Source organism: Syntrophobacterales bacterium, from assembly GCA_019429105.1.
Taxonomy (GTDB): Bacteria; Desulfobacterota; Syntrophia; order Syntrophales; family UBA5619; genus DYTH01.
On sequence record JAHYJE010000030.1, the window covers coordinates 23611 to 44060 of the forward strand.

The following is a 20450-nucleotide window of genomic DNA, read 5'->3' on the forward strand; positions in this document are numbered from 1 at the left end:
TTTTCAACTTGCCTTTTACACATTATTGGTCTATCATGCCCCCATGATTACTCGTGACATCACGGAAGAACTGCTCCGTTCCGCCGCGGAGTACCCGGTGGTTACCGTTCTGGGGCCGCGCCAGTCGGGAAAAACCACGTTAGCGCGTCTGACGTTTCCGGACAAGCCGTACTTTTCGCTGGAGGATCCGGATATCCGCATGGCGGCGGAAACCGATCCGCGCGGATTTCTTGCTCAGATGCCGGAGGGAGGCATCCTCGATGAGGTGCAACGGCTTCCCGCACTTCTCTCCTATCTGCAGGGAATAGTTGACAAAACCCGAAAACGCGGGCTGTTTATCCTGACCGGCAGCCATCAACCGCAACTTCACGAAGCAATCAGCCAATCGCTGGCGGGGCGGACGGCCATGCTGGCATTGTGGCCTTTTTCGCTGCATGAACTTCGCTCTTACGGACCCGCACTGGATCCCTTCGACTTGATCCACCGCGGATTTTTCCCCAGGCTTCACGAAGAGGCTATGGAACCGCGCCGGTTTTTCAATGGCTACCTGCTAACCTGCGTTGAGCGCGATGTGCGCGCCTTGATCCAAGTACGCGACCTTTCGCAGTTTCAAAAATTCCTCGTCCTGCTGGCCGGACGGCTGGGACAGGTTGTCAATTTAGCATCACTTGGCAATGATGTAGGCGCTTCCAGCACCTCAATCAGAAATTGGCTATCCGTGCTGAAGGCCTCGTATATTGTGTTCGAACTCCCTCCGTTTTTCAAGAACGTTCAAAAGCGGGTAATCAAATCGCCCAAAATATTCTTTACCGATGTGGGGCTCGCCGCCTTTCTGCTCGGCATCCACACCGCCGAGCAGGCCTCGCGCGATCCTTTGCGCGGAAATCTTTACCAAAACCTGATTATCGCGGACATAGTGAAAAGCGCACTCAACAAGGGCATAAGACCTGAAATTTATTTTTTCCGGGACTCCCACGGCAACGAGGTCGATCTTCTCATCCGCGAAAACGGAGCGCTTACACCTGTAGAGATAAAATCGGCCGCGACATTTTCCAGGGACTTCATCAGTAAGATCGAATGGTTCCATACGTTGGAGGGGTCACGCGCAAAAGCAGGCGCCGTTCTCTACAATGGCGAGCAGCCATTCAACGTCCGCAATGTTCGTGTTTTCAATCCGCTTCGTGAGGAAGATCTCTGGAAAACGCTTACCGATTAATTGGGGACAGCCACTGATAAGTTTATTAGTGGCTGTCCCCAATTATGGTGATTTTGCCTGATTTTGCCTTGCAGGGGATATCTTTCAGGTCATCGCCCATCAATTGCACGTCCGTCGTTTCGATCAGGGTTTCGCGATTATCGGTCAAACCCTTTTTCAGCGAGAAAAAAAGCGTAAGCAGGGTGACATCCTTGCCGGATATGCCCCGGGCGGCCGCCATGACTACGATCAGTTTGCCCGGGGTCTTGTCGTTGATGACGTGCATCATCGAATCTGTGCTTTTGGAACGGGCGCCCCCTTTAAACGTGAGCAGTTCCTTGTTATAATTGATGACAAGTTTGACGCCGGCGAGGCGGTCCACCTGATCGACGACCAGCGGAACGCGGAGATCCTCACCCGGGCGAGCCCGCTGTTCGGTAATCGTCAGCTCCGCTCCAAAAACGGGAAAACCCCCAAAAACGAGCGCAAACACAAACCCCAGCAGCGCGCCCGTCCGTAAAAAACGGGGGGTCGGTCGTCCTGTCTGTCGGCGCTCATTTCCGTTCATATTCCACTCCTTTATTAATTGGGGACAGCCACTAATAAACTTATTAGTGGCTGTCCCCAATTAAACGGCTTCCTCGATGTCTTCCTCCCGCTTCAGGATACGGGTCACGCGGAACACCTCCTCGATCGTCGTCGTCCCCTCCCGCACCTTTTTGGCGCCATCGGCAAGCAGCGTCGCCATTCCGCGCCGGACGGCCTCGTCCTGAATCTGGTTGGAATCGGAAGTCTTCAAAATCATTCGTTTCATGGCATCATCGAGGATCAGCACCTCGAAGATCGCCGTCCGCCCCCGGTAGCCGGTATTCATGCAGGCCGCGCAGCCGGTTCGCCGGTAAAATACCGTATCATCATGGTTTTTTCTGCCCATCCCCAGATTGACAAGCGACTCCTCGTCGGGAATGTAGGCCTCCTTGCACTTCGGGCAAAGCACCCGGACAAGCCGCTGGGCAATAATCGCAATGACCGACGAGGTGACAAGGTACGGCTCGATCCCCATGTCGATCAGGCGCGTGACCGCCGAGGACGCGTCGTTGGTGTGGAGCGTCGAAAAGACGAGATGGCCGGTAAGCGACGACTGAATCGCGATCTCGGCGGTCTCCCGGTCGCGCACCTCGCCGATCAGGATCACGTCCGGGTCCTGACGGACGATGGAACGCAATCCCTGGGCAAAGGTCAGGTCGATCTTCGGGTTCACCTGGATCTGGCCGATCCCCTCGATCTGGTACTCGACGGGGTCTTCGATCGTGATGATGTTCACCTCCGGGCTGTTGATGCTGGAAAGCGCCGCGTAGAGGGTCGTCGTCTTGCCGCTTCCGGTCGGCCCGGTGACAAGGATAATCCCGTAAGGAGATTTAATTAAGCTATTGAAAGAATTAACTTTTTCATCATCCATCCCCAGATCGGAGAGCCTCAGCACCGACGAGGTCTTGTCCAAGAGTCTCAATACGACCCGCTCGCCGAAAGAGGTGGGAATCGTCGAAACGCGGATGTCCACGCTCCGGTCGGCGATCTTGATTTCGATCCGGCCATCCTGGGGGAGCCTCTTTTCCGCGATATTGAGGCTAGCCATGACCTTGACGCGGGAGACGAGCGGCGAATGGATCTTGCGGGGAAGACTCAGGATGTCGTAGAGGATGCCGTCGATCCGGTAGCGCACCCGCACGTTTCCCTGGTACGGTTCGATATGGATGTCGCTCGCCCGATCCTTGACCGCCCCGGAGAGCAGCAGATTGAGCAGCTTGATGATCGGGGCGTCGCTGGTTTCGTCAAGCAGATCGCCTTTTTCCTCGATCTCGGAGATGAGGCTGTCCGTCGATTCGCCGGAAATCTCCTCGAAAAACTCCTTCGCCGTGCTGCGGCTGAGGTCATAGGCGATGTTGATCGCCGCCATGATCTCCTCCTGCGTTGCCAGCACCACCGCCCGCTCCGGCAAATTCAGAACCCGGCAGATATCGTCAATCGCCTGAAAATTATAGGGATCATTGACGGCAATCACCGTTCCTTGCGGCGTATTGATAAGCGGTACCGCCTTTTGTTTTTTCAGGTGCTGAATCGGAAAATGGGCGGTGAAATCCGTGTCGATGTGGTCAACCGGGAGTTTTTTCCAGAACGGAATCCCCCACTCCTCACCCAACGCCTTGAGGAGACTGCTTTCGGTCAGAGCCTTCTTCTGCAGGAGGAAATCGACCATACCGCCGCCGTTTTCCCAAGACGCACTATGCGCCGCGGCAACAAGCTCCGGCAAGACGCCGCAGGCGGCCAGCCGCCCGTCCAGACTGCTGTCACTTCCGGGCACGGTCATTTCTCCTCCGCCGCTGAATCGCCGCTTCCGGTTTGCACCGCAGCATTGCCGGATGTCCCGGTGGGAGTCGCAACCTCGATGACCCCAGTGGAGGCGCTTGCCCCGGTCTTTTTCGCCGGCGTGTTTTTGATCGTCCCCTCCTGGATGGTTTTCATATACTCTTTTTTGTCCTCCTGAATCGCCGCGGCATCTTCCGGAGTGCGGATAATCCGCGGGGTGATGAAGACAAAGAGGTTGGTTCTTCTGGCGCTGTTCGAACGCGTTTTGAAGAGCCACCCCAGAATCGGAATATCTCCCAGCAGGGGAACCTTGTAGTTGCCCTTCGTGGACTCTTCCTCGATCATCCCGCCGAGTACGACGGTTTCCCCGTCCTTGACGGTAACGGTGGTCTTGGCGGTGCGCTTTAGCGTCGTCGGGGCCAGAATATTGACCCCCGAACCCACATCAGCCGTTTTGCTGTCCACTTTTGTTACCGTCTGATCGAGTTTCATCCGGATGAAACCGTCCTTGTTGATCTGCGGGGTCACCTTGAGCGTCACGCCAACGTCCTTGTATTCGTAGCTGCTGTAGTTGGTGGTCGATGTCGTCGTCGTGTCCTGGCGAGTTACGTAGGGGATGTTCGAGCCGACGGTAATTTCCGCCTCCTCATTGTCCAGCGTCAGGAGCTGCGGCGTGGAGAGAAAACGGAAATCCGTATCGCTCTGATAGGCCTGAATAAAAGCAGCGAGGTTGGGAAACGAAATCGTCGTTGCGACGCCCGCCACAGTGGTCGTGGCGACGTTGATCATCTGCCCGACAACCCCCAATGACAACCCGGCCGGCAATCCCTTCCCGGAGACAAGATTCTGAGCAATGCTATAGGATCCGCTGTCGCCGCTGACGCCGCCGACGATCGCCCCTGTCCGGTCCCTGTACGAACCGGAGTTCGCCCCCTGCCATTCGACCCCGAGCTTGAATCCCTTATCGGCGTTTACCTCCATGATCAGCGCCTCGAGATAGACCATCGGTCTGGAGATGTCCAATTTTCGGATCACATCCTCGAGAACCAGATAATCCGCAGTATCGGCGGTGATGATGAGTGAGTTTGTTGACTTGTCCGCGACGATCTGGACGTTTTTGGAGATCGGCGCCGCGGCGGCCGCCGGGGCCGCCGGCGCACCAGCGGCCGTTTTTGCCTGCTGGGGAAGACCGGTCAAAACCTTGACCAGATCCTCGGCCTTCGCGTTCTGCAGGTAATAGACGCGGATCATCCCGGCCCCGCGCGGGATATCCTTGTCCATGAGGTTCAAAAGTTCCCGGATTCTTGCCATGTCGTTTTCCGCGGCCAGGATAATCAGCGCGTTGGTCCGATCATCCGCGACAACTTTGACCGGGGAGATGGCCGCCCGGCCGGGAACGGCATGCTTCTGAAAGATCAGCGTCAGGGATTTGGCCATCTCCATCGCCGAGGCGAACTTCAAAGGAACGTAGGAGATGAGTTCCCCGACCCCCTCCACGTCGAGGGCGGTCACGATCTCCTGGAGCCGCTTGATGTTGGAGAGGACATCGGTAATGATCAGCATACCCGCCGGCGGGTAGGAAAGAACAACGCTCGTCTTGGAGATCAGGGGGTCGAGCACCTTCTTCATATCGTCGGGGGTCGCGTGCTGAAGGGTGAGGATCTGCGTCACGATCTTGTCCTCGGGCGCAATACTCTCCCTTTTGAGCCGCAGCTCCAGGTTCTTCCCCCGGGCTTCCAAGGCGGGGATCACCTTGATCACCTCGCCCGCCTCGACCGTGGCAAAACCGTAGATATCGAGCACCGATTCAAACACCTTGTAAACCTCGGAAACGGCAATCTTTTTCGGGGAGATGACCGTCACCTTGCCCCTGACCTTGTCGTCAACGACAAAGTTCCTGCCGGTAAGTTCGCTGACAAACTTAATAAAGACAGTTATATCCACATTGTCAAAGTCAATTGTCACATACCGGCCCGACCCGGCCGGAGCGCCCCCGGACAATGCCGGCGGAGCGGAAGCCTGGCTGGGGGGCTGCGCATTGCCGACGTTTGTCGGCGGCTGAACCTGCGAATCCGGTACGGGAACTGGTTGCCGGGCGGCAGGGGAGGCCTGTCCCGCCGCCGCTGGTTGATTAGCCGGCGACGCCGCTACTCCGGAGGCGGGCGGCTGCACCCCGGGGGACGGTACTTCCCCGAAGCGCGGACCTCGTTCCTGACTCTGTACCGGCGTCGGAATCGCGCTTGCGGGGGTGCGCGGCGCCTGTGCACTTCCCGTAACCGGCGCGGGAGGAGCGACAACCGTTGGCGTCCCGGTCGCAGCCTTGACTGGCGATGCCGGAGCGACTGTTTTTACCGCTTTCTCGGCCTTCGCCGCGGCTTTCTTCTCGACGACGGCTTTCGGCGGCGCACTCGCTGCCGGCGCCGGTGTGGTTGTGACCGGTTTTTCCTCACCCGCGATGCGGGCGGCGCCGGCAATGCCCGGCAGTAAAACAAACAGGGCGGCAAAAATCACGCAGGCCGCGACAAGTTCGGAATACCTTGATTTATTGGCAACGGTGTTCCCCCCAGGCAACATCCGCCTGGTCTGTCTTAAAAGAGCGGAAAACGGCCTTAACAGGGATGAAGATTTTTCCCGCTTCCGGAGACCTTCCAGACTCTCCCCGGCGCTCTTTCTCCCTCTGGCAACTGCAATTCGTTCCTCAATTATGTTTAATGATGGCATCAGTTTCTTACCCCTCCATCCATTCCCTTAAATTTAGGCGATGCTACCACCTTTTTCATATCGGCATCCTTTTTTACCCAACTCATCACTTCTTTGTCTATGGATATCGCAATCTTGAGATACCAGAGACTTTGATCAATATCATTTTTCTGCGCGTAAAGACAGGCCATGTTGTAATACGGATCGACATAGTCCCTCTTCAGTAAAACCGCCCGGCGAAACAGGGCCAGCGCCTTGTCGCTTTTCCTTTCGGACAGATAAACAACCCCGAGATTGTTCAGCGCCTCGACATTATCTTCATCAAGGGTCAATATTTCCCCGTAAAGGGTCTTGGCCGTGCTGAAATTGCCGCTGCGCTGGGCTAGCGCTGCCTCTTCCTGACGACGCTTTATCTCCACAGCCTTTTTCTCGTCCTGCACCTTCTTGCTTGCGGCGGCCGCAGGCTTTGCCACGCTCGTCTTCCGGGCGGCGTCATCTGCCGCGAGAACCGCCGCCGGCTTTGGCATCGGGAGCGCCTCTTGTTTCCCCGTCGAACCGGCGAACGCCGTTCCCCGCTCTGCCGATGACACCGGGGGCTTTGGAGCAACGGACACCGGCGCCAAAAAGAATTTCACGGCCAGCAGCGTCCCTGCGGCAACAATTACGATAGTCGCAGCAAAAATCGCCATCGGTTTTTGCCACGGGCGCCTCCGCCTTGCGGGAGGGAGGGAAGCTGCATAATCCACCTTCCCATAGCAATTATCTTTTTCTGCTTGCGCCTTGCGGAGCGCCTCGTTGATATAACTCATTTTTCTTCCCCGTCAAGCTGTTTGATGGCCCGACGATCCCTCAAAAAATCCCCCGCTCAAAGCCACGGCCACTGGAAGTAGCCGATTATAATCAGCATTGTCCAGAGAAGCAGGGCCGCGGCAATTTCCAGCCGCAGCCGCGTCTGCTGTCCGGAGGTCCGGGCCAGGTAACCGGCGCCGAGGTCGCGAATCGCCGCCCGGACGCTGCGCCGGTCGACCGTCCGCTTGTCCCTGCTATAGGCAACCAACAGCGCCCGGTCGCAGATCGCGTTGATTCTCCTCGGTATTCCCTCGGAGGCTCGGTAAATATAGCCATAACTCGCCGGCGAAAACAACTCATCAGGGTTCCCGGAGGCAGCGGCAAGCCGATGCTCCAGGTAACCGCGCACATCCTTTCTGCCCAGCGGCTTCAGGTCGTAACGGACGGTTATCCGCTCGTTCAACTGGCGAAGCGACGGCAACGACAGCATCTCCTGCAACTCCGGTTGCCCCAAAAGCACGATCTGCAGCAGTTTCTCGCTGGCCGTCTCCAGATTCGACAGCATTCTGACCTGTTCCAGCGTCTCGCGGGGCAAATTCTGCGCCTCATCGATGATCAGGACGGCGTTTTTCCCCCGGGAAAAATTTGCCAGCAAAAAAGCGTTGAGCGCGTCTATATATCTTTTCTTTGTTCCTCGGCCGCTCCCTATTTTTATTCCAAACTCCTGGTTCACCGTTTTGAGGAGTTCGAGATCGGAGAGGGCCGGATTGAAGATCAGCGCCGTCGCTACTGAATCGCCCAATTCCGAGAGCAGAAACCGGCAAAGGGTTGTTTTTCCAGTCCCTATCCCCCCGGTGAGCGCCATGAAGCCCTTTTTCTCATGTATCCCGTAAAGCAGGCAGTTGAGCGCCTCCCGATGCCGCGGGCTCAGATACAGGTAGCGCGGATCCGGAGAGAGGGTAAACGGGTTTTCCTTCAGCCCGAAGTATGCCTCGTACATTATCTAAAACCCCAAAACAGTGGCGTTCTCCTCCTCTTGCCCGCTCAATGATCGGCGCAGCGCCGTTTCCTTACCGAAACTGGAAGCTCAGCGTCTGCGGCTTCCCGCCCCGCTGCAGCGAAAGGGTCGCGCCCGCAGCCCTCTTCAGCGTATTGAGAAACGAGATCATGTCATCCGCCGTCTGGATTCTGTTTCCGTCCACACCCAGGAGAATGTCCCCGTTGACTATCCCCAGTCGCTGGTACATGCTGCCGGGCTGAATATTGGTTATCATGAAGCCGTCGGCCACCCCGCCCTTGAAGTAGGGGCGCACCTGCGCCTGGCGGAGCAAGCTCCCCATGTCGGCCAGAGCCGCGGAAATCTCGCTGCGGTTGATGACCATTCCCCCACCCGGCGTCGCAGCCACGGGCGAAGCGGGAAGCGGTTGAACGCCAGCCGCCGGCAGTACCGGCGCCTCGGTTTTATCGGCCATCTTCAACGTCCGTTCCTGGTCGTTTACCAGGACGTCCAGCGCGTTTCTTTTGATCCGGAGAACCCTGGCGCCGGAAATTACATCGCCGATCTTGACCAGTCGCTGTTTGTGCGCGCTTTTTTCCTCGATTACCGCAAAACCGTGCTTCGCGTCGCCGGCGACCGTGCCCCGCAGATCGAAAAGCAGGGCGATATCCTGCTGCGGCGCCGGCTTGTTTTTCGCCTGCTTTTCCTCGATAGTCTCGGCCGTTGTGCCAAAAATATTTCTTTCGGGGATAGCGTTATAAGCACCCAGCGGCTCGCGAAGCGCGGCGACGGCTGCGGGCGCCCTGATTTCCAGAGCGGGGGGCGGCGTCATGCGGAGCAACTGGAGCGTCAGGGCCTGGTAAAATACGCCCACCGTCTGATAGAGCAAAACGGCCATCACGGTCAAAATAATCGTCCGCCGGGAGAAAAACCCCTGGAGGTCGGAAAGCGAAAAACGAAAATAATGAGCCCAGTCCACGTCTGCAAGTCCCTTAAAAGTAACAAAAATTATCTACTGATAGCTGCGGACGCGCCTTTAAGCGCGTCCCTCCATTTTATTCCTCATGTTACATCAGCTTCACCGTGGGATTGCCCCATACGCCGCCGATCGTCATCGGCATCCGCCGACCGCCGGCCCCTTGCAGCTCGACCGAACCGGTCAAATCCAGCCGGCTTTCTTGCAAATCGGCGGCGAGCAGGATGTTTCCCTTCAGCGTGATGCGAAGTTTGTCGCCGTTTACCGTCAGACTGGTTATTTTCAGCGCGCCGCCCTTCAGCTCCATTTTCAGGTCAATCCGGCTGAAAGCGATTTTGTCAAATCCGGCAAGATTATCCAGGAGCTGATAGTTCCCGTTCGTCAGCGTTGCCTCAATTTTACCGGCGACGTTCTTCAGCGGCCCGGCATCGCCGGTCGCCGTAAAAGAACCCTTCAGGGTTCCGGAAAGCTGACTGGCAAGAATATCCTGAAGCAACAAACACTTTTCCAGCCGCAGCCCTTCAAACCGCACAGTTGACAAAAACGGACCACGCGACGAAAAGGCCTTCGCCAACTCCCCGCTGCCCTTGATTTCGCCCCCGTACAGAGTTGCCGTCGCCGCAACCGCAGCCTTCCCCTGAATCACGGAAAGCCAGCCGGGGGCAAACGCCAGGCGATTGATATGCAGAACCGCCTCGGGACGGCCGCGAAAACCGATGGTAAGATTTTCCATTGCCATGCCGGGCGGAATCGTGGGGCCAATGGAGTCGAGGACAAAGAGCAACTCCGGGTAGCGGGACGCAACGGATGCCTTCAGATAATTTTTTACGGCATCGCCCGGAAAACGCAAGTACAGGAAAATAAACAGCATCAGGACGCCTGCCAGTGCGTATCCGAAAAAGGCCCGGCTGATTTTGAAGAGCTTCATCGGGCGCGTCCCTCCCCACTCGGGTTCTGATAGGTATAAACCTGGATCTCCGCGACCAGATATTCCGGCGCCTCCTTCATCTTGCCGATCGACAGCCGCCGTATCCGCACCATCTGTTCCGGCGATTCCACATTATATAAAAAATCGGTCAGTTGTTTGCTCGTCAAATTCTCAACCTTTATTTCCACGGCAGTTTCCTCGTAGGCGCCCACCGCGGTCGGCTTCAGCGGGTTGATCGACTTTATGTGCGCCTTCAGTCCGTTTTCACTCGCCTTTCTTTCCAGATAGGAAAAGAGGGCAAACCCAGGCAACCGCCTTTCGACAACGTCTTTTATTGCCTCTGAAGAACGCCTGAGAACAGCATACTCCCGACCAAGCGTCGCCAGCTCCCGGAGGGTCTTTTCGTTGGTCGCGATCGACGTCCGCACCCTCTGGCGCGCGTCTATCCAGGGGAAAACGGCAAACTGCATGATCACCGCCCCCGCAACGAAGATCAACCCAATCGTCAGGGCCCGCTTCTGACTTTTTGTCAACTGCTCCCAGAACTGCTTCATCTTTTTCGGACCACCTTGAGATTAAACTCCACCCCTTTTCCCTCCTTCAGCAGGCTGGTGGAACCAACCGTCACCGTCTTTACGTATTTTGAGCCTTCCAGCTTCTTTTTGAACGCCTCCATCGCGTCGAAATTGGGGGCCTCTCCCTTCAAAACAACCTCGTTTCCCTCTATGGAAAACGACGAAAGCGTAATCTCCGGCTGGGCCGAGACCGAAACGTCTCTGAAGATATCAAGCGCCGCAGCCGACGACACATCGCCGATGCCAGCCATCAGCTTTTTTGCCTCGGCAATCTTGCCCCGGAGTTGCACAACCGGATCGACAATCCTGGTTGCCTCAGGGTCTATCCGCTTGAACTCGGTGAGCACATCCTTCTTGAGACGGGAGAGCTGAAGGCGCAGGGCGTAATCTCCCAGCCCGAACTCAAAGCCGGACAGGAGGATGATCACCCCGGCTGCGATCGCTGATTTTTTCAGGATGCCGCGCAGATCTCCCGACCCCGCCCGTGTTTCCTGCTCGCGTTTCAGGAAGTTGAAGCCCGTTCCCTTGCCGAGGGGCCGGGCCGCCAGGGCCAGGGCCTGATCCATAACGGCCGCATCCCAGGAAGAACTCAGATCTGCGGCGATTCCGAAGCCCCCCTCTGCCAGCAAATCGGTTTTTTCGACGGGAATTTCCAGTAAACGGGACAACCCTGCGGCAATGCCGGGCGCTTGGGAACCGCCTCCCGTCAGGATTATACGGGTGGGAAATTCGGGAATCTGACCCTTCTGTTGCAAAAAGGCGATGGTATTTTTCAGCTCGGTAAAAAATGGTTGAAGAACCTTTGCGAGCGCCTCGAGTCCCTCTTCGGTAATATCACCTTTTATCTTAACTTCTTCCGCCGCTTCCATATTGATCACGCCGGACCTGGCAATGGCCTCCGTCATTTTCTGGCCGCCGAAATAAAAATGACGAATATGAAAAATGCCCGTCTTGCCGAAAAAAACAGCCGTCGTATCCTGAAGGCCGACATCCAAAAGCAAGGCGCCGGTCGGAAAATCAGGCTGCCGGGCAAGAAAGGAGGCAAGCGGCACAGCGTCAATATCGAGCACCGCCGTTTCGTGAACGTATGGGGATAGCAGCTTGCGGCGGTCGTCGATCAGAGCCCTTTCGGCAATCGCGGTAAACAATTTGGACTGTTTTGCCCGTTCCGCAAACGTATAGTCGATCAAAACCGCGTCAAGGGGCTGCTGGATGAACGGCTCCACGGCAAAGGACACTGTCTGACGGATCTTCCGTTCTTCGCGAAACGGCAATTGGATATTGCGAAATGAAAAAAGAGCAGCGGGAAGCGCCGATACACAGATCGCACCGGCAAAGGTCTGGTCGGAAAAAAGCTGCTCCAGGGCCCCGGCAAGCCCCCCGGCATCGGCAATCCCGATGCGGCAAAAGCCCGCTATTTCGCCCCCGCCCCGGAACCCCCGGTTGAGCAACACCGCCTTGACGCTCCCTGCGCCAATATCGAGACCCAAAAATTTTTCCGGCATTACTCCACTCTCCAGGCCAGGGCGGCAACCTTTGTTCTGCCCGCATTCCTGTTAACTATCGCGGTAATCTGTTTTGTCATCCTTCCCTGCACGCCCACCGCCTTAATCTGAAAGTTGTCGCTTTTAACCGTGATGCTTCCCGCCGGGAGATTAGCGCCGGACGCTTCCGGAACTCCGCTATGCCAGCCGGGATTGGCGAGGGGGTTTTTCGGGTCGCGGCGATACCGGTCCAGCGCCTCCACCGCCTCGCTTGTCATCTGCGCCGACAGCGCCAACAGCACCGGCTTGGGTGCGGTATTGATGTTGATCTTCCCGTCGCCGAACACGGTCAAACAGTTGACAAGGCCGTAAAACCGTTCCGACCCGTAAAACAGCTCACGGGTGACCCCCTTTATCATCATTAATTCTTCAATGCAATCAAGAGAAGCGTTTTTCACCATGCCCTCCCGGCCCCTGCCGGTTGTCTCGCTGTCCGCATCGATCCAGTCCTTGATGGCGTCGGCGATTTCCTCCGCCACTCCCTCCTCCAGGCGAAAATGAGGGCCGGTCAAAAGGCGCAGCAGCATGTCCTTGATGGGGCCATTGTAGGCGTTCCCGCTCACCAGCAGGTTTATTGGAATTCGGCCGCCGATGTCTTCAATCGTCAGTTTGAACGAGGCCTTGTCGAAAAATTCCGCCGCCCTGAGAGAAAACATTTCGGTATTCGCCCAATCCTCTGTCAGGGCGTCATACTGGTTCTTGTCGTTCAAAAGCAGCGCCTCTCCGGCATAAAGGACTGATTCTGCGACATATCGCAACTGCGCCTGATCGCTCAGATTGGCCGCCTCATAAACCTCTGAGCGCATATCGCGATTCAACTGAACCGTCAGCGCCACGATGATGCTTACCATCAAAATTACAACGATCAGGGCTATGCCCCGCTGATTGGTCATGTGCCCATCGCCCCTCATCGAACCGCTGTCACAGGCAGATATACCCGGGTCATGAACGGATAGGGATGGTCCGGATTTTTGGGATTTACCAGAAACAGGCGGATTTCAACAATCGTCGGGGCCTTCTTCCTCTGACTTTCTTCGCCCGCCTCGGAATCCCATGTTTCGTATTCCTTCCCCTTGTCGTCGAAAAAAATGCAGGTCAGGCCGGCAATCCGGTCGCACAAAAGAAACCTCCGGGGGGGCGGCGCCTCCTCCCCCAGATCCCGGCTCAACGAATCGCTGCGATAGAGGGCAAACCCTTCGCCTTCTTTTTCTTCTTCAACACTGTACTCGATAACGGCGATGCCGCCCGGCTGCTCCTCCTTCCCGAAGACGACGTGGGCGGCGGAGCGGAAAATCATGCCGGTAAACTCGTTGTCCCGCAAGGAATACTGCTTGGCAGAAAAGGGGAAAGCCCTTTTCCAGGGAGAGACCGCTTCCAGATCCCGCGTCATGCGATCCAAGGCCGCCCGCGCCATGCCGTAAAGCTCGGCATCCTTTTTCGTTTCCGCGATGATGCGGAAGGTGCCCGTATAGGAGGCATAAACGGTGGTCATAACTATCCCGAGGATTAAAATGGCAAGCAGAATCTCGATCAGCGTAAAACCTTTTTCTCTCACTAAATCAACACCTTGTAGAGAATCAAGCGGTATGTGTTGCGTTTGGCCAGCCGACTGTTGACCACGGTCACAACAAACTTTTTGATGAGCTTAATTTCCGTATCCTCTATCGTCACCTGCCATTTATAATCGGGAAATTCTTCCCCGAAATCGCCGCTTTCGGCCCTGCTCCCGAGGGCGTCCAACTGTACCATTCTGCCCTGGGCGAGCAGCGCGGCCGTGGTGAGAAAACGCGAGTCTCCCGCCATCGAAATGCTCTGCGACTGCGATCGGTAAACCGCGACTAAGGCGATTGCCAGAATCGCCATCGCGATCATCACCTCCAGGAGCGTAAACCCTCGCTTCCGCAATAGAGCGCCGGGCCTACCGGCCAAAGGTCTGTCCTTCTTCAGAAAATGTATAATCGACGTATTTTTCATAAACAGTAACCGTATTCAGAAACGGCTGGAAAACAACGGTGAACTCCCGATCATTTTTTTTAAGATGAATAACCGCCGGGTCAACATACCCCTGGCGATGAAAGCGGATTTCGGCGTTTCCTTCTGTTTGTTTTTCCTCACCGGGCCGAATGAAATCGGTTATTTTCAACCCCTCGGCAAAAGGGGACGCCTTTTTACGGATTTCCGCCAGTTTTTCCGGAGTGGTGTCGGCGCTGTAAACCCAAAACCCTGGATGGTCAAGGTCCAGATGCAGGATATAGTCAACCTGCTCGCGAATCGCCTCATTTTTCAGCTCACGGGCCGCGCCAACGAGCCGCCGCGCAGTCGCTTTCAGAGCGTCGGAAAAGACGGCCTCCCGGACGCGGGGCACGGCAATTACCAGCATCATCCCGATTAACAGGACAACAACGGACAGTTCTATCAGCGTATAGCCCCGGTTGGTCGCTTTATGAATATTAATTTTCGCCTTCCCAGCTATTGATGTCCCGATTCTTCCCCTCCCCGCCGGGTTCTCCATCGGCGCCGCGAGAACTCAAATCGTAATCCCCGTGGACCCCGGGGCAAAGATAGATAAAGTCGTAATCCCAGGGATCCTTCGGCACCTTTCCCTTTTCCAGATACCCGCCCTGACGCCAGTTGCCAGCCTGGGCGCCGACCGTCGGCGGCTCCACCAGGGCTTGCAGCCCCTGCTCCGTCGTCGGGTAGTTCCCGGTGTCCAATTTGTAAAGTTTCAGGGCGGTTTCGAGACTCTCAAGCTGGATTCTCGCCTTCGCCTGCCTCGCCTCGTCCGGCCGCCCCATAATCCGGGGGACAATCAGCCCCGCCAGGATGCCGAGGATAACGATCACGACCATCAGTTCGATCAGGGTAAATCCCTTTTGACTGCGTCTTTCTTTTCTCATTTTCACTTCCTCTTTATCTTGCAACCATCTATCGCCCCTAACGGGGCTTGTTCCCCATTGCCCTAACCCAGCTTCCCCGAAGTGCCTGTGCCGGGAAAAACTTCGGCCCCCTGTGTTCCCCATTCCCTCCCCAAGCTTCATCGAAGTGCCTGTACCGGGAGAAACTTTGGCCCCCTGGCAGGGCTTGTGCCCTATTCCCTCCCCCAGCGGGGGAGGGTCAGGGTGGGGGGGTGACCAGGCATCTTTTCGCTACCGGACGAGCTGGTTCATCTCAAAGATGGGAAGGAGGATCGAAACCACAATGAATCCCACCACGGCCCCCATCGCGAGGATCATTGCCGGCTCCAGAAGCGACGTGATCATGACGATATTGGCCTCCACCTCCTTCTCGTAGGCATCGGCAACCTTGAACAGCATCTTTTCGACATTGCCGCTCTGCTCGCCGACGGCTATCATCTCGACAGCAATCGGGGGAAAAAACTGGTTTTTTGCCAACGGGACGGAAAGGCTCTGCCCCTCTTCGACATCCTTCGCCACCCTTCTGATCTCGTTGGCGATTAGACGATTGTCAACGACGTTTCTGGCTATTTCGAGTGCCGACAACAGCGGCACACTGCTCTGGAGGAGCGTCCCCAGCGTGCGGCTGAACCGTGCGACGGCGATCTTGCGATTGAGACCTCCGAAAAGGGGGATGTTCAGCTTCAGCCGGTCCCAGAAATTGCGCCCCGCCTCCGTCTTTTTGATCGAGGAGCGCAAGGCGACAACCCCGGCGCCGACCGCCAGGGCGATTATCCACCAGAATGATTTCAGAAATCCGCTGACCACGATGAGAAAAACGGTTATCATCGGCAGCGTCTGGTGCATCTCGCTGAAGATATTCGTGATATTGGGGACGACAAAGGTCACCAGAAAAAACAGGACACCGCTGCCGATGAAAAACATGAAAAGCGGGTAGGCCAGGGCGGTGCGGATTTTGGTTCTCATCTCCTGCTGATTTTCCTGAAAATCAGCCAGCCGCTCCAGCACCAGATTGAGCGTCCCCGACGCCTCGCCCGCGCGCACCATATTGAGGTAAAACGGCGGGAAGATCTTGGGAAAATGGGAAAGGGCGCCGGTCAGGCTGTTCCCCTCATTGACCTCTTCGCGAATACGGACAACGGTCGAGCGCAGAAGCTGATTGCGGATCTGGGGCGCCAGCGCCGAAAGGGAAGGCACCAGGGGCAGCCCCGCCCCGATCAAGGTCGCGAGCTGCCGCGTCATGACAGAAAGCTCCTGGAGGCCTACCCGTTGGAAAAGGCCTGTAGCGGTCTTGCCGGCAGCGGTTTCATTATTTCTGCTTCCGGAAGCTTCGCCAATGGCAACGGGAAAAACACTGCTCTCCCGCAGCTTCTGGCGCGCTGCCGCAATGCTGCCGGCATCGACAACCCCGCTTTTTCTGCGGCCGCCGCAATCGAGCGCTGTGTATTCATAAACCGGCATGGAAGCCTGCTTCCCTTTCCCATAGTCATTGCGCAGACCTCTAACACAATGTCAATCTTATTTCAAGAAAGGTAATCGGGGTCAGAGTCATATTTCTCCAGAGAGAAATATGACTCTGACCCCGATTAACTCCGCGCCCCGCCGACTGGCGAGGCGCGGCATATCATGTTTAAAAGAGTGGGAAATCCCGATAAATGAAATTGTCATACGCAGGCGTCATCGTGAAGAAATTTGCGTCAAACGCAGGCGCCCCACCGCCGCCTACCCGGATATCCCCGGATTCTCCCAGGGGGAACATGCTCTTGATTTTTAACGGCCCGGCGCTGCCGTATTCAAGAACATGGGCATAGGTGGAACGGGACGAAAACGGAGTCTTATTAGCCCAGACATTCCCCAGCATGTCGTGGTTGAATGGAATAAAGCCGCGCATGGCCGCGCCCCAGGGCTGTGCTCCCAATGTCACAAGCACATTGTCGAGGGCCTTGACGATAATCGCGTTGGCGGTCTGCGGCTTGGCGCCATCGGCATTCTGGAACCAGTTGTAATAGTTTGTGACTCCCCCGGTGCGCAGGCCATGCAGCAACGTGTTGAAGAGCACCCCGTTGACCTTTGCCTTTTGAATCGTCGTGTTGGCGTCAAGCTCTTCGAACGTGAGATTAATAACCTCCTTTATCCACGCGTCCATCAGCATCCAGGCATCGGCACGATCCGTTCCCGCGGCCCAGGAGGCTGAGCCTCCATCCACGAAATGGCCGTCCCATGCGGTCAGCAGGGCCAGCGCGGCTGTCCGGGCCGCAACCGGCGCATCAGGGGCCGCATTCACCGCCGTGGTGAAATACGAAGAAACATACTTCCAGGGATTGCCCCCGCCGCCGAAGGAATCCGTCGTGGCGATATTGAGGGCAAGATCCTTGACCTGGTCATAGGTAAGATTGTTATTCGCCGCCAGGTAATCATCAACCACATGAGCGCGATGGAAGGGTCCGAAGGAGTAGCTGGCGTTATTCCAGGAATTGGGATAGCCCGCACGCGCCTTATTGTTCCAGCCGCAATAATATCCCTGGCTTGTGTTGCGATCGGTTGAACGCGGAATCAGGTTTGCCGAATCCCACTCAAGGGCTGCGCCGACGCGCTGCGGCATCCGCCATTCGCCGCCATAGGGACGTACGGGATCCCTGCCCGACATCCAGTAGGCGATGTTGCCGTCCCTGTCAACGTATGTATAGTGCTGCGATAGAGGCACATTCTCAATTGCCGCCCCGAACTGATCCATGCTGGTCGCCCGGGCCAGGCCAAGATACGCCTTGATAACCTTGAATTCATATCCCCAATGGGAATACTTCCAGGAAATGGGGGGCGCCGCGTTGATAACCGGCCCGTGAGACGTCCGGTATATCGGCAGGGAGACATCCGCCGCGCCGGCGACCTTGATCGTCTCCGTCCTGTGCAGGGTCACCGCCGCCGCCGGCTCCATATAGTAATCCACCGTGTGGGCATGACCCACTTGCATGGACCACGCGTGGTGCGGCGTACGCCCGATGACGATGGCCGGAAGCCCCGTGATTATCATCCCGGAGACATTCAAGCCGCCGGCTTTTATAGAACCCTCGCCGATGATTGAGGGAACCGAAAATCCCATCTGCGGGCCGGAGTAGAGCATCGGATTGCCGGTCGCCGTTTTGGTCCCCTTGATCGCCCAGGCATAACTGCCCATCTTCACGTAAGCATTTATCTTTTTCAGGTTATCGTCGATCTGTTCCCGCGTCTCGGAGATGCTCGCGGCAACCGCGCGCAGATCGGGGAGTGAGGACGGCGGGTTATCCATTAGCGGCGTCCGCGCTGCCTGGCTTGCGGCAAGGGGAACTTTGGCTGGATTGGGGATATAGGTCAAGGCGCTGGGATCGTCAAGCCATCGCAGGTCCTCGAACATCTTTGCACCGGTGGCAGCTCCATATTGGGCCACAAGTCCCTGGTACAAGGCAGCATTATCGATCTGGCCTGATTTTTGCGCCTCTACGTCAAAGTTTCTCATCATCAGCACAGCCCACGCCAGTACATCCTTGTAATTCCAGTCTTCCAGAGTTGCGCTTGTCATCCCTACCGCTGAAAACTCGAAGGGAAGCAGGGAAGGATCTTTGCGAATCTCGGCAATGCGCCGGTTAAAACCTGCCACATAACCATTGATGACATCCTTCTCCTCGGCGCCCAGCGCAGCAAAACCATCAGCCAGTTCCTGGTCGGAATAGCCGGTGGTGCGCACCAGCGTGTCCTGACTCACATAAGCAGCGCCGAATATCTCGGCCAGTCTCCCCCGGGCGGCTCGCCTGAAGGTTTCCCCCTGCCAGAGCCGGTCCTGCGCAACGGCATAGCCCATCGCCTCAAACACATCGTAGAGACGGTCCTGCTCCGCCCCGGCGATGAACCAGACGCCTTGCGCATCGCGCGTCGTCGTAACCGTCGATGCCCGCGGCGCCGGATCGCTGTCGGAACAACCAGAAAAAATTATGATTGGAAAAATAAGAATAATCAACCAGATAAGCCAGTGAAAAGACGCTTTGTTCAATGTCTGAAAATTTTTTTCTCTCATTTTGCTTCCCTCCTTTTTTAAAACGGGGTCAGAGTCATATTATTCCCCTTGTTTCCTTCTCCGGCCGCCCTGGTTTTCCCGGCCGCACCCGCCGGGTCAGCACACGTTCAATCTCATCCTTGAACAGATCGCTCCCCACTACTCCGCCGCGATTTGTCTCGCTGCGGATAAGCTTGATATCAGAGTTGTCTATATGTTCAAAAAGCCCCCGATACGCTTTGGCCCGCTCCTTTTCATCTTTCCCCAGCGCTGAGAAAACCGGATGATCGACAAGCAAATTACTCGGCAGGCCTTGTGCATGAACGCGATAGCTCGACCACCGATAGCCCTCTGCCTGCATCACCATGCCTGCGCGTACGGGATTTAGTTCGATGTAGCGATAACAGGAAAGCAGGTAGCGCTCGGAATCAATCAGGCTTGATTTATACCGCCCCTCCCAAAGAGTTCCTGTGCGTTTGTAAACGGTATTTACATGGCCGACGTAATTCCGGCCGAGAGATTGCATCAAGTTTGCGACAGCCCCCGTTTCCGCGGGAGTGAGCAACAGATGAACATGATTGGTCATAAGCACATAGGCGTGAAGGGCGCATTCGTACTTCGCTGCCGCTTTGCTCAGGCATTGGAGATAATACTCGTAGTCCTCGTCCGCAAAAAAACAGGCGGTCCGGTTGTTGCCGCGCTGGATCACATGCATCGGGACTCCGGCAATGTCAATCCTTGGTAAACGGGCCATGGGACTTCCTTACGAAAGATACGTTAAGTATTAAGGAACGGCCAGTAATAATATTTCTCTGATTGTTATCTTTTAGATCATCTACTTTAAAAAGGCAAGGGCGAAAAACCGGGGTGAAAAACCGGGGTCAGAGACATATTATTTGCGAACTTGCTGAAACCTCACGAGCGTAAATTACACAGGTAGAACAATCTGTCTCTGACCCCGGTTTACCCGGTTTACCATAGTTGCCGACATGGCAAAGTACAGCGGGATAAAGGTAATTCTCTTGTCCGGCAGCTCCGCGTACTGTCGCGTTGAAAGAACTATACCGTTGCCGCTGTTAGCGTAGCTTTTCAGAAAAAGGTGCAGGCTCTTCAAACTTCCTGAAGCATTGCTTTTAACCTCGACAGGATGCACAACGCCCTCTCTAACGGCGAGAAAATCCACCTCCGCCATGCTGTTTCTTGCCTGCCGATCCCAGTAATAAAGCTCTCCTTGCTGGGCAATGAGCATTTCCTGACCCACAAACTGTTCCGCCATTGCGCCCCGATATACCTGGAGTAGATCTGCTTGTGTGTCACCGCCGACAAAGAATGAACCCACCCACCGCCGATAAACGGACCCACCTGATCGGTTTTTTGTTAACTCAGTCGCCCTCATAAAGAGACCCGCCTTTTATTTTCGATCCGCAAGAGATACTC

General features: G+C 56.2%; 19 protein-coding genes. 1 reads left to right on the forward strand and 18 read right to left on the reverse strand.

The features are described from left to right. Positions 1–43: 43 nt before the first annotated feature. Positions 44–1216: an ATP-binding protein gene (locus tag K0B01_10815; GenBank protein ID MBW6486626.1), complete on the forward strand. Its 1173-nt coding sequence runs from the start codon at positions 44–46 to the stop codon at positions 1214–1216. Positions 1217–1241: 25 nt separating this feature from the next. Here the strand turns inward: K0B01_10815 and K0B01_10820 are convergent, their stop codons facing one another. The 18 genes from K0B01_10820 to K0B01_10905 all read right to left on the reverse strand — a co-directional run bounded on the left by K0B01_10820 (position 1242) and on the right by K0B01_10905 (position 20289). Then, a complete protein-coding gene (locus tag K0B01_10820; GenBank protein MBW6486627.1) occupies positions 1242–1763 on the reverse strand; it encodes a hypothetical protein in 522 nt (173 codons plus the stop codon). Between the two features lie 60 nt (positions 1764–1823). Then, positions 1824–3452 (reverse strand): type II secretion system ATPase GspE, encoded by a 1629-nt coding sequence (gene gspE / locus K0B01_10825; GenBank protein ID MBW6486628.1) that lies wholly within the window; start codon positions 3450–3452, stop codon positions 1824–1826. A 107-nt stretch (positions 3453–3559) separates the two neighbouring features. Next, entirely contained in the window at positions 3560–6283 is a 2724-nt protein-coding gene (gene gspD / locus K0B01_10830) for a type II secretion system secretin GspD (protein ID MBW6486629.1), read from the reverse strand. After that, positions 6283–7071: a tetratricopeptide repeat protein gene (locus K0B01_10835; GenBank protein MBW6486630.1), complete on the reverse strand. Its 789-nt coding sequence runs from the start codon at positions 7069–7071 to the stop codon at positions 6283–6285. Before K0B01_10835 ends, gspD begins: the two co-directional genes overlap by 1 nt. A gap of 56 nt (positions 7072–7127) precedes the next feature. Then, on the reverse strand, positions 7128–8051 hold the full coding sequence (locus tag K0B01_10840; GenBank protein MBW6486631.1) for an AAA family ATPase: 924 nt from the start codon (positions 8049–8051) through the stop codon (positions 7128–7130). 70 nt (positions 8052–8121) lie between these two features. Next, on the reverse strand, positions 8122–9027 hold the full coding sequence (locus tag K0B01_10845; GenBank protein ID MBW6486632.1) for a PDZ domain-containing protein: 906 nt from the start codon (positions 9025–9027) through the stop codon (positions 8122–8124). Between the two features lie 88 nt (positions 9028–9115). Then, positions 9116–9952 (reverse strand): type II secretion system protein GspN, encoded by an 837-nt coding sequence (gene gspN, locus K0B01_10850; protein ID MBW6486633.1) that lies wholly within the window; start codon positions 9950–9952, stop codon positions 9116–9118. Beyond that, on the reverse strand, positions 9949–10506 hold the full coding sequence (locus tag K0B01_10855; GenBank protein ID MBW6486634.1) for a type II secretion system protein M: 558 nt from the start codon (positions 10504–10506) through the stop codon (positions 9949–9951). The genes gspN and K0B01_10855 overlap by 4 nt, the downstream gene beginning before the upstream one ends. Next, positions 10503–12032, reverse strand: a complete 1530-nt coding sequence (gene pilM, locus K0B01_10860) for a pilus assembly protein PilM (protein ID MBW6486635.1) — start codon at positions 12030–12032, stop codon at positions 10503–10505. Before pilM ends, K0B01_10855 begins: the two co-directional genes overlap by 4 nt. Continuing rightward, entirely contained in the window at positions 12032–12964 is a 933-nt protein-coding gene (gspK, locus tag K0B01_10865; protein MBW6486636.1) for a type II secretion system minor pseudopilin GspK, read from the reverse strand. Before gspK ends, pilM begins: the two co-directional genes overlap by 1 nt. Positions 12965–12978: 14 nt before the next feature. Then, entirely contained in the window at positions 12979–13626 is a 648-nt protein-coding gene (locus K0B01_10870) for a prepilin-type N-terminal cleavage/methylation domain-containing protein (GenBank protein MBW6486637.1), read from the reverse strand. Then, a complete protein-coding gene (gene gspI, locus K0B01_10875; protein ID MBW6486638.1) occupies positions 13626–14000 on the reverse strand; it encodes a type II secretion system minor pseudopilin GspI in 375 nt (124 codons plus the stop codon). The genes K0B01_10870 and gspI overlap by 1 nt, the downstream gene beginning before the upstream one ends. Beyond that, on the reverse strand, positions 13990–14583 hold the full coding sequence (locus K0B01_10880) for a type II secretion system GspH family protein (protein ID MBW6486639.1): 594 nt from the start codon (positions 14581–14583) through the stop codon (positions 13990–13992). Before K0B01_10880 ends, gspI begins: the two co-directional genes overlap by 11 nt. Next, entirely contained in the window at positions 14522–14968 is a 447-nt protein-coding gene (gspG, locus tag K0B01_10885; protein ID MBW6486640.1) for a type II secretion system major pseudopilin GspG, read from the reverse strand. The genes K0B01_10880 and gspG overlap by 62 nt, the downstream gene beginning before the upstream one ends. 249 nt (positions 14969–15217) lie before the next feature. After that, positions 15218–16447: a type II secretion system inner membrane protein GspF gene (gene gspF / locus K0B01_10890; protein MBW6486641.1), complete on the reverse strand. Its 1230-nt coding sequence runs from the start codon at positions 16445–16447 to the stop codon at positions 15218–15220. 169 nt (positions 16448–16616) lie between these two features. Continuing rightward, positions 16617–19034 carry a penicillin acylase family protein gene (locus tag K0B01_10895; protein ID MBW6486642.1) on the reverse strand — a complete coding sequence of 806 codons (2418 nt, stop codon included), beginning with the start codon at positions 19032–19034 and terminating at the stop codon, positions 16617–16619. 34 nt (positions 19035–19068) lie between these two features. Beyond that, entirely contained in the window at positions 19069–19767 is a 699-nt protein-coding gene (locus K0B01_10900) for a transposase (protein ID MBW6486643.1), read from the reverse strand. Between the two features lie 174 nt (positions 19768–19941). Further along, positions 19942–20289, reverse strand: a complete 348-nt coding sequence (locus tag K0B01_10905) for a DUF4143 domain-containing protein (protein ID MBW6486644.1) — start codon at positions 20287–20289, stop codon at positions 19942–19944. Positions 20290–20450 lie beyond the last annotated feature (161 nt).

What these genes read in the sequence shown, in the direction of transcription:
- K0B01_10815 (MBW6486626.1), top strand. Translation starts at nt 44, where the DNA reads ATGATTACTCGTGACATCACGGAAGAACTGCTCCGTTCCGCCGCGGAG.
- K0B01_10820 (MBW6486627.1), bottom strand. Translation starts at nt 1,763, where the DNA reads ATGAACGGAAATGAGCGCCGACAGACAGGACGACCGACCCCCCGTTTT.
- gspE (MBW6486628.1), bottom strand. Translation starts at nt 3,452, where the DNA reads ATGGTCGATTTCCTCCTGCAGAAGAAGGCTCTGACCGAAAGCAGTCTC.
- gspD (MBW6486629.1), bottom strand. Translation starts at nt 6,283, where the DNA reads ATGCCATCATTAAACATAATTGAGGAACGAATTGCAGTTGCCAGAGGG.
- K0B01_10835 (MBW6486630.1), bottom strand. Translation starts at nt 7,071, where the DNA reads ATGAGTTATATCAACGAGGCGCTCCGCAAGGCGCAAGCAGAAAAAGAT.
- K0B01_10840 (MBW6486631.1), bottom strand. Translation starts at nt 8,051, where the DNA reads ATGTACGAGGCATACTTCGGGCTGAAGGAAAACCCGTTTACCCTCTCT.
- gspN (MBW6486633.1), bottom strand. Translation starts at nt 9,952, where the DNA reads ATGAAGCTCTTCAAAATCAGCCGGGCCTTTTTCGGATACGCACTGGCA.
- K0B01_10855 (MBW6486634.1), bottom strand. Translation starts at nt 10,506, where the DNA reads ATGAAGCAGTTCTGGGAGCAGTTGACAAAAAGTCAGAAGCGGGCCCTG.
- pilM (MBW6486635.1), bottom strand. Translation starts at nt 12,032, where the DNA reads ATGCCGGAAAAATTTTTGGGTCTCGATATTGGCGCAGGGAGCGTCAAG.
- gspK (MBW6486636.1), bottom strand. Translation starts at nt 12,964, where the DNA reads ATGACCAATCAGCGGGGCATAGCCCTGATCGTTGTAATTTTGATGGTA.
- K0B01_10880 (MBW6486639.1), bottom strand. Translation starts at nt 14,583, where the DNA reads ATGGAGAACCCGGCGGGGAGGGGAAGAATCGGGACATCAATAGCTGGG.
- gspG (MBW6486640.1), bottom strand. Translation starts at nt 14,968, where the DNA reads ATGAGAAAAGAAAGACGCAGTCAAAAGGGATTTACCCTGATCGAACTG.
- gspF (MBW6486641.1), bottom strand. Translation starts at nt 16,447, where the DNA reads ATGCCGGTTTATGAATACACAGCGCTCGATTGCGGCGGCCGCAGAAAA.
- K0B01_10895 (MBW6486642.1), bottom strand. Translation starts at nt 19,034, where the DNA reads ATGAGAGAAAAAAATTTTCAGACATTGAACAAAGCGTCTTTTCACTGG.
- K0B01_10900 (MBW6486643.1), bottom strand. Translation starts at nt 19,767, where the DNA reads ATGGCCCGTTTACCAAGGATTGACATTGCCGGAGTCCCGATGCATGTG.
- K0B01_10905 (MBW6486644.1), bottom strand. Translation starts at nt 20,289, where the DNA reads ATGGCGGAACAGTTTGTGGGTCAGGAAATGCTCATTGCCCAGCAAGGA.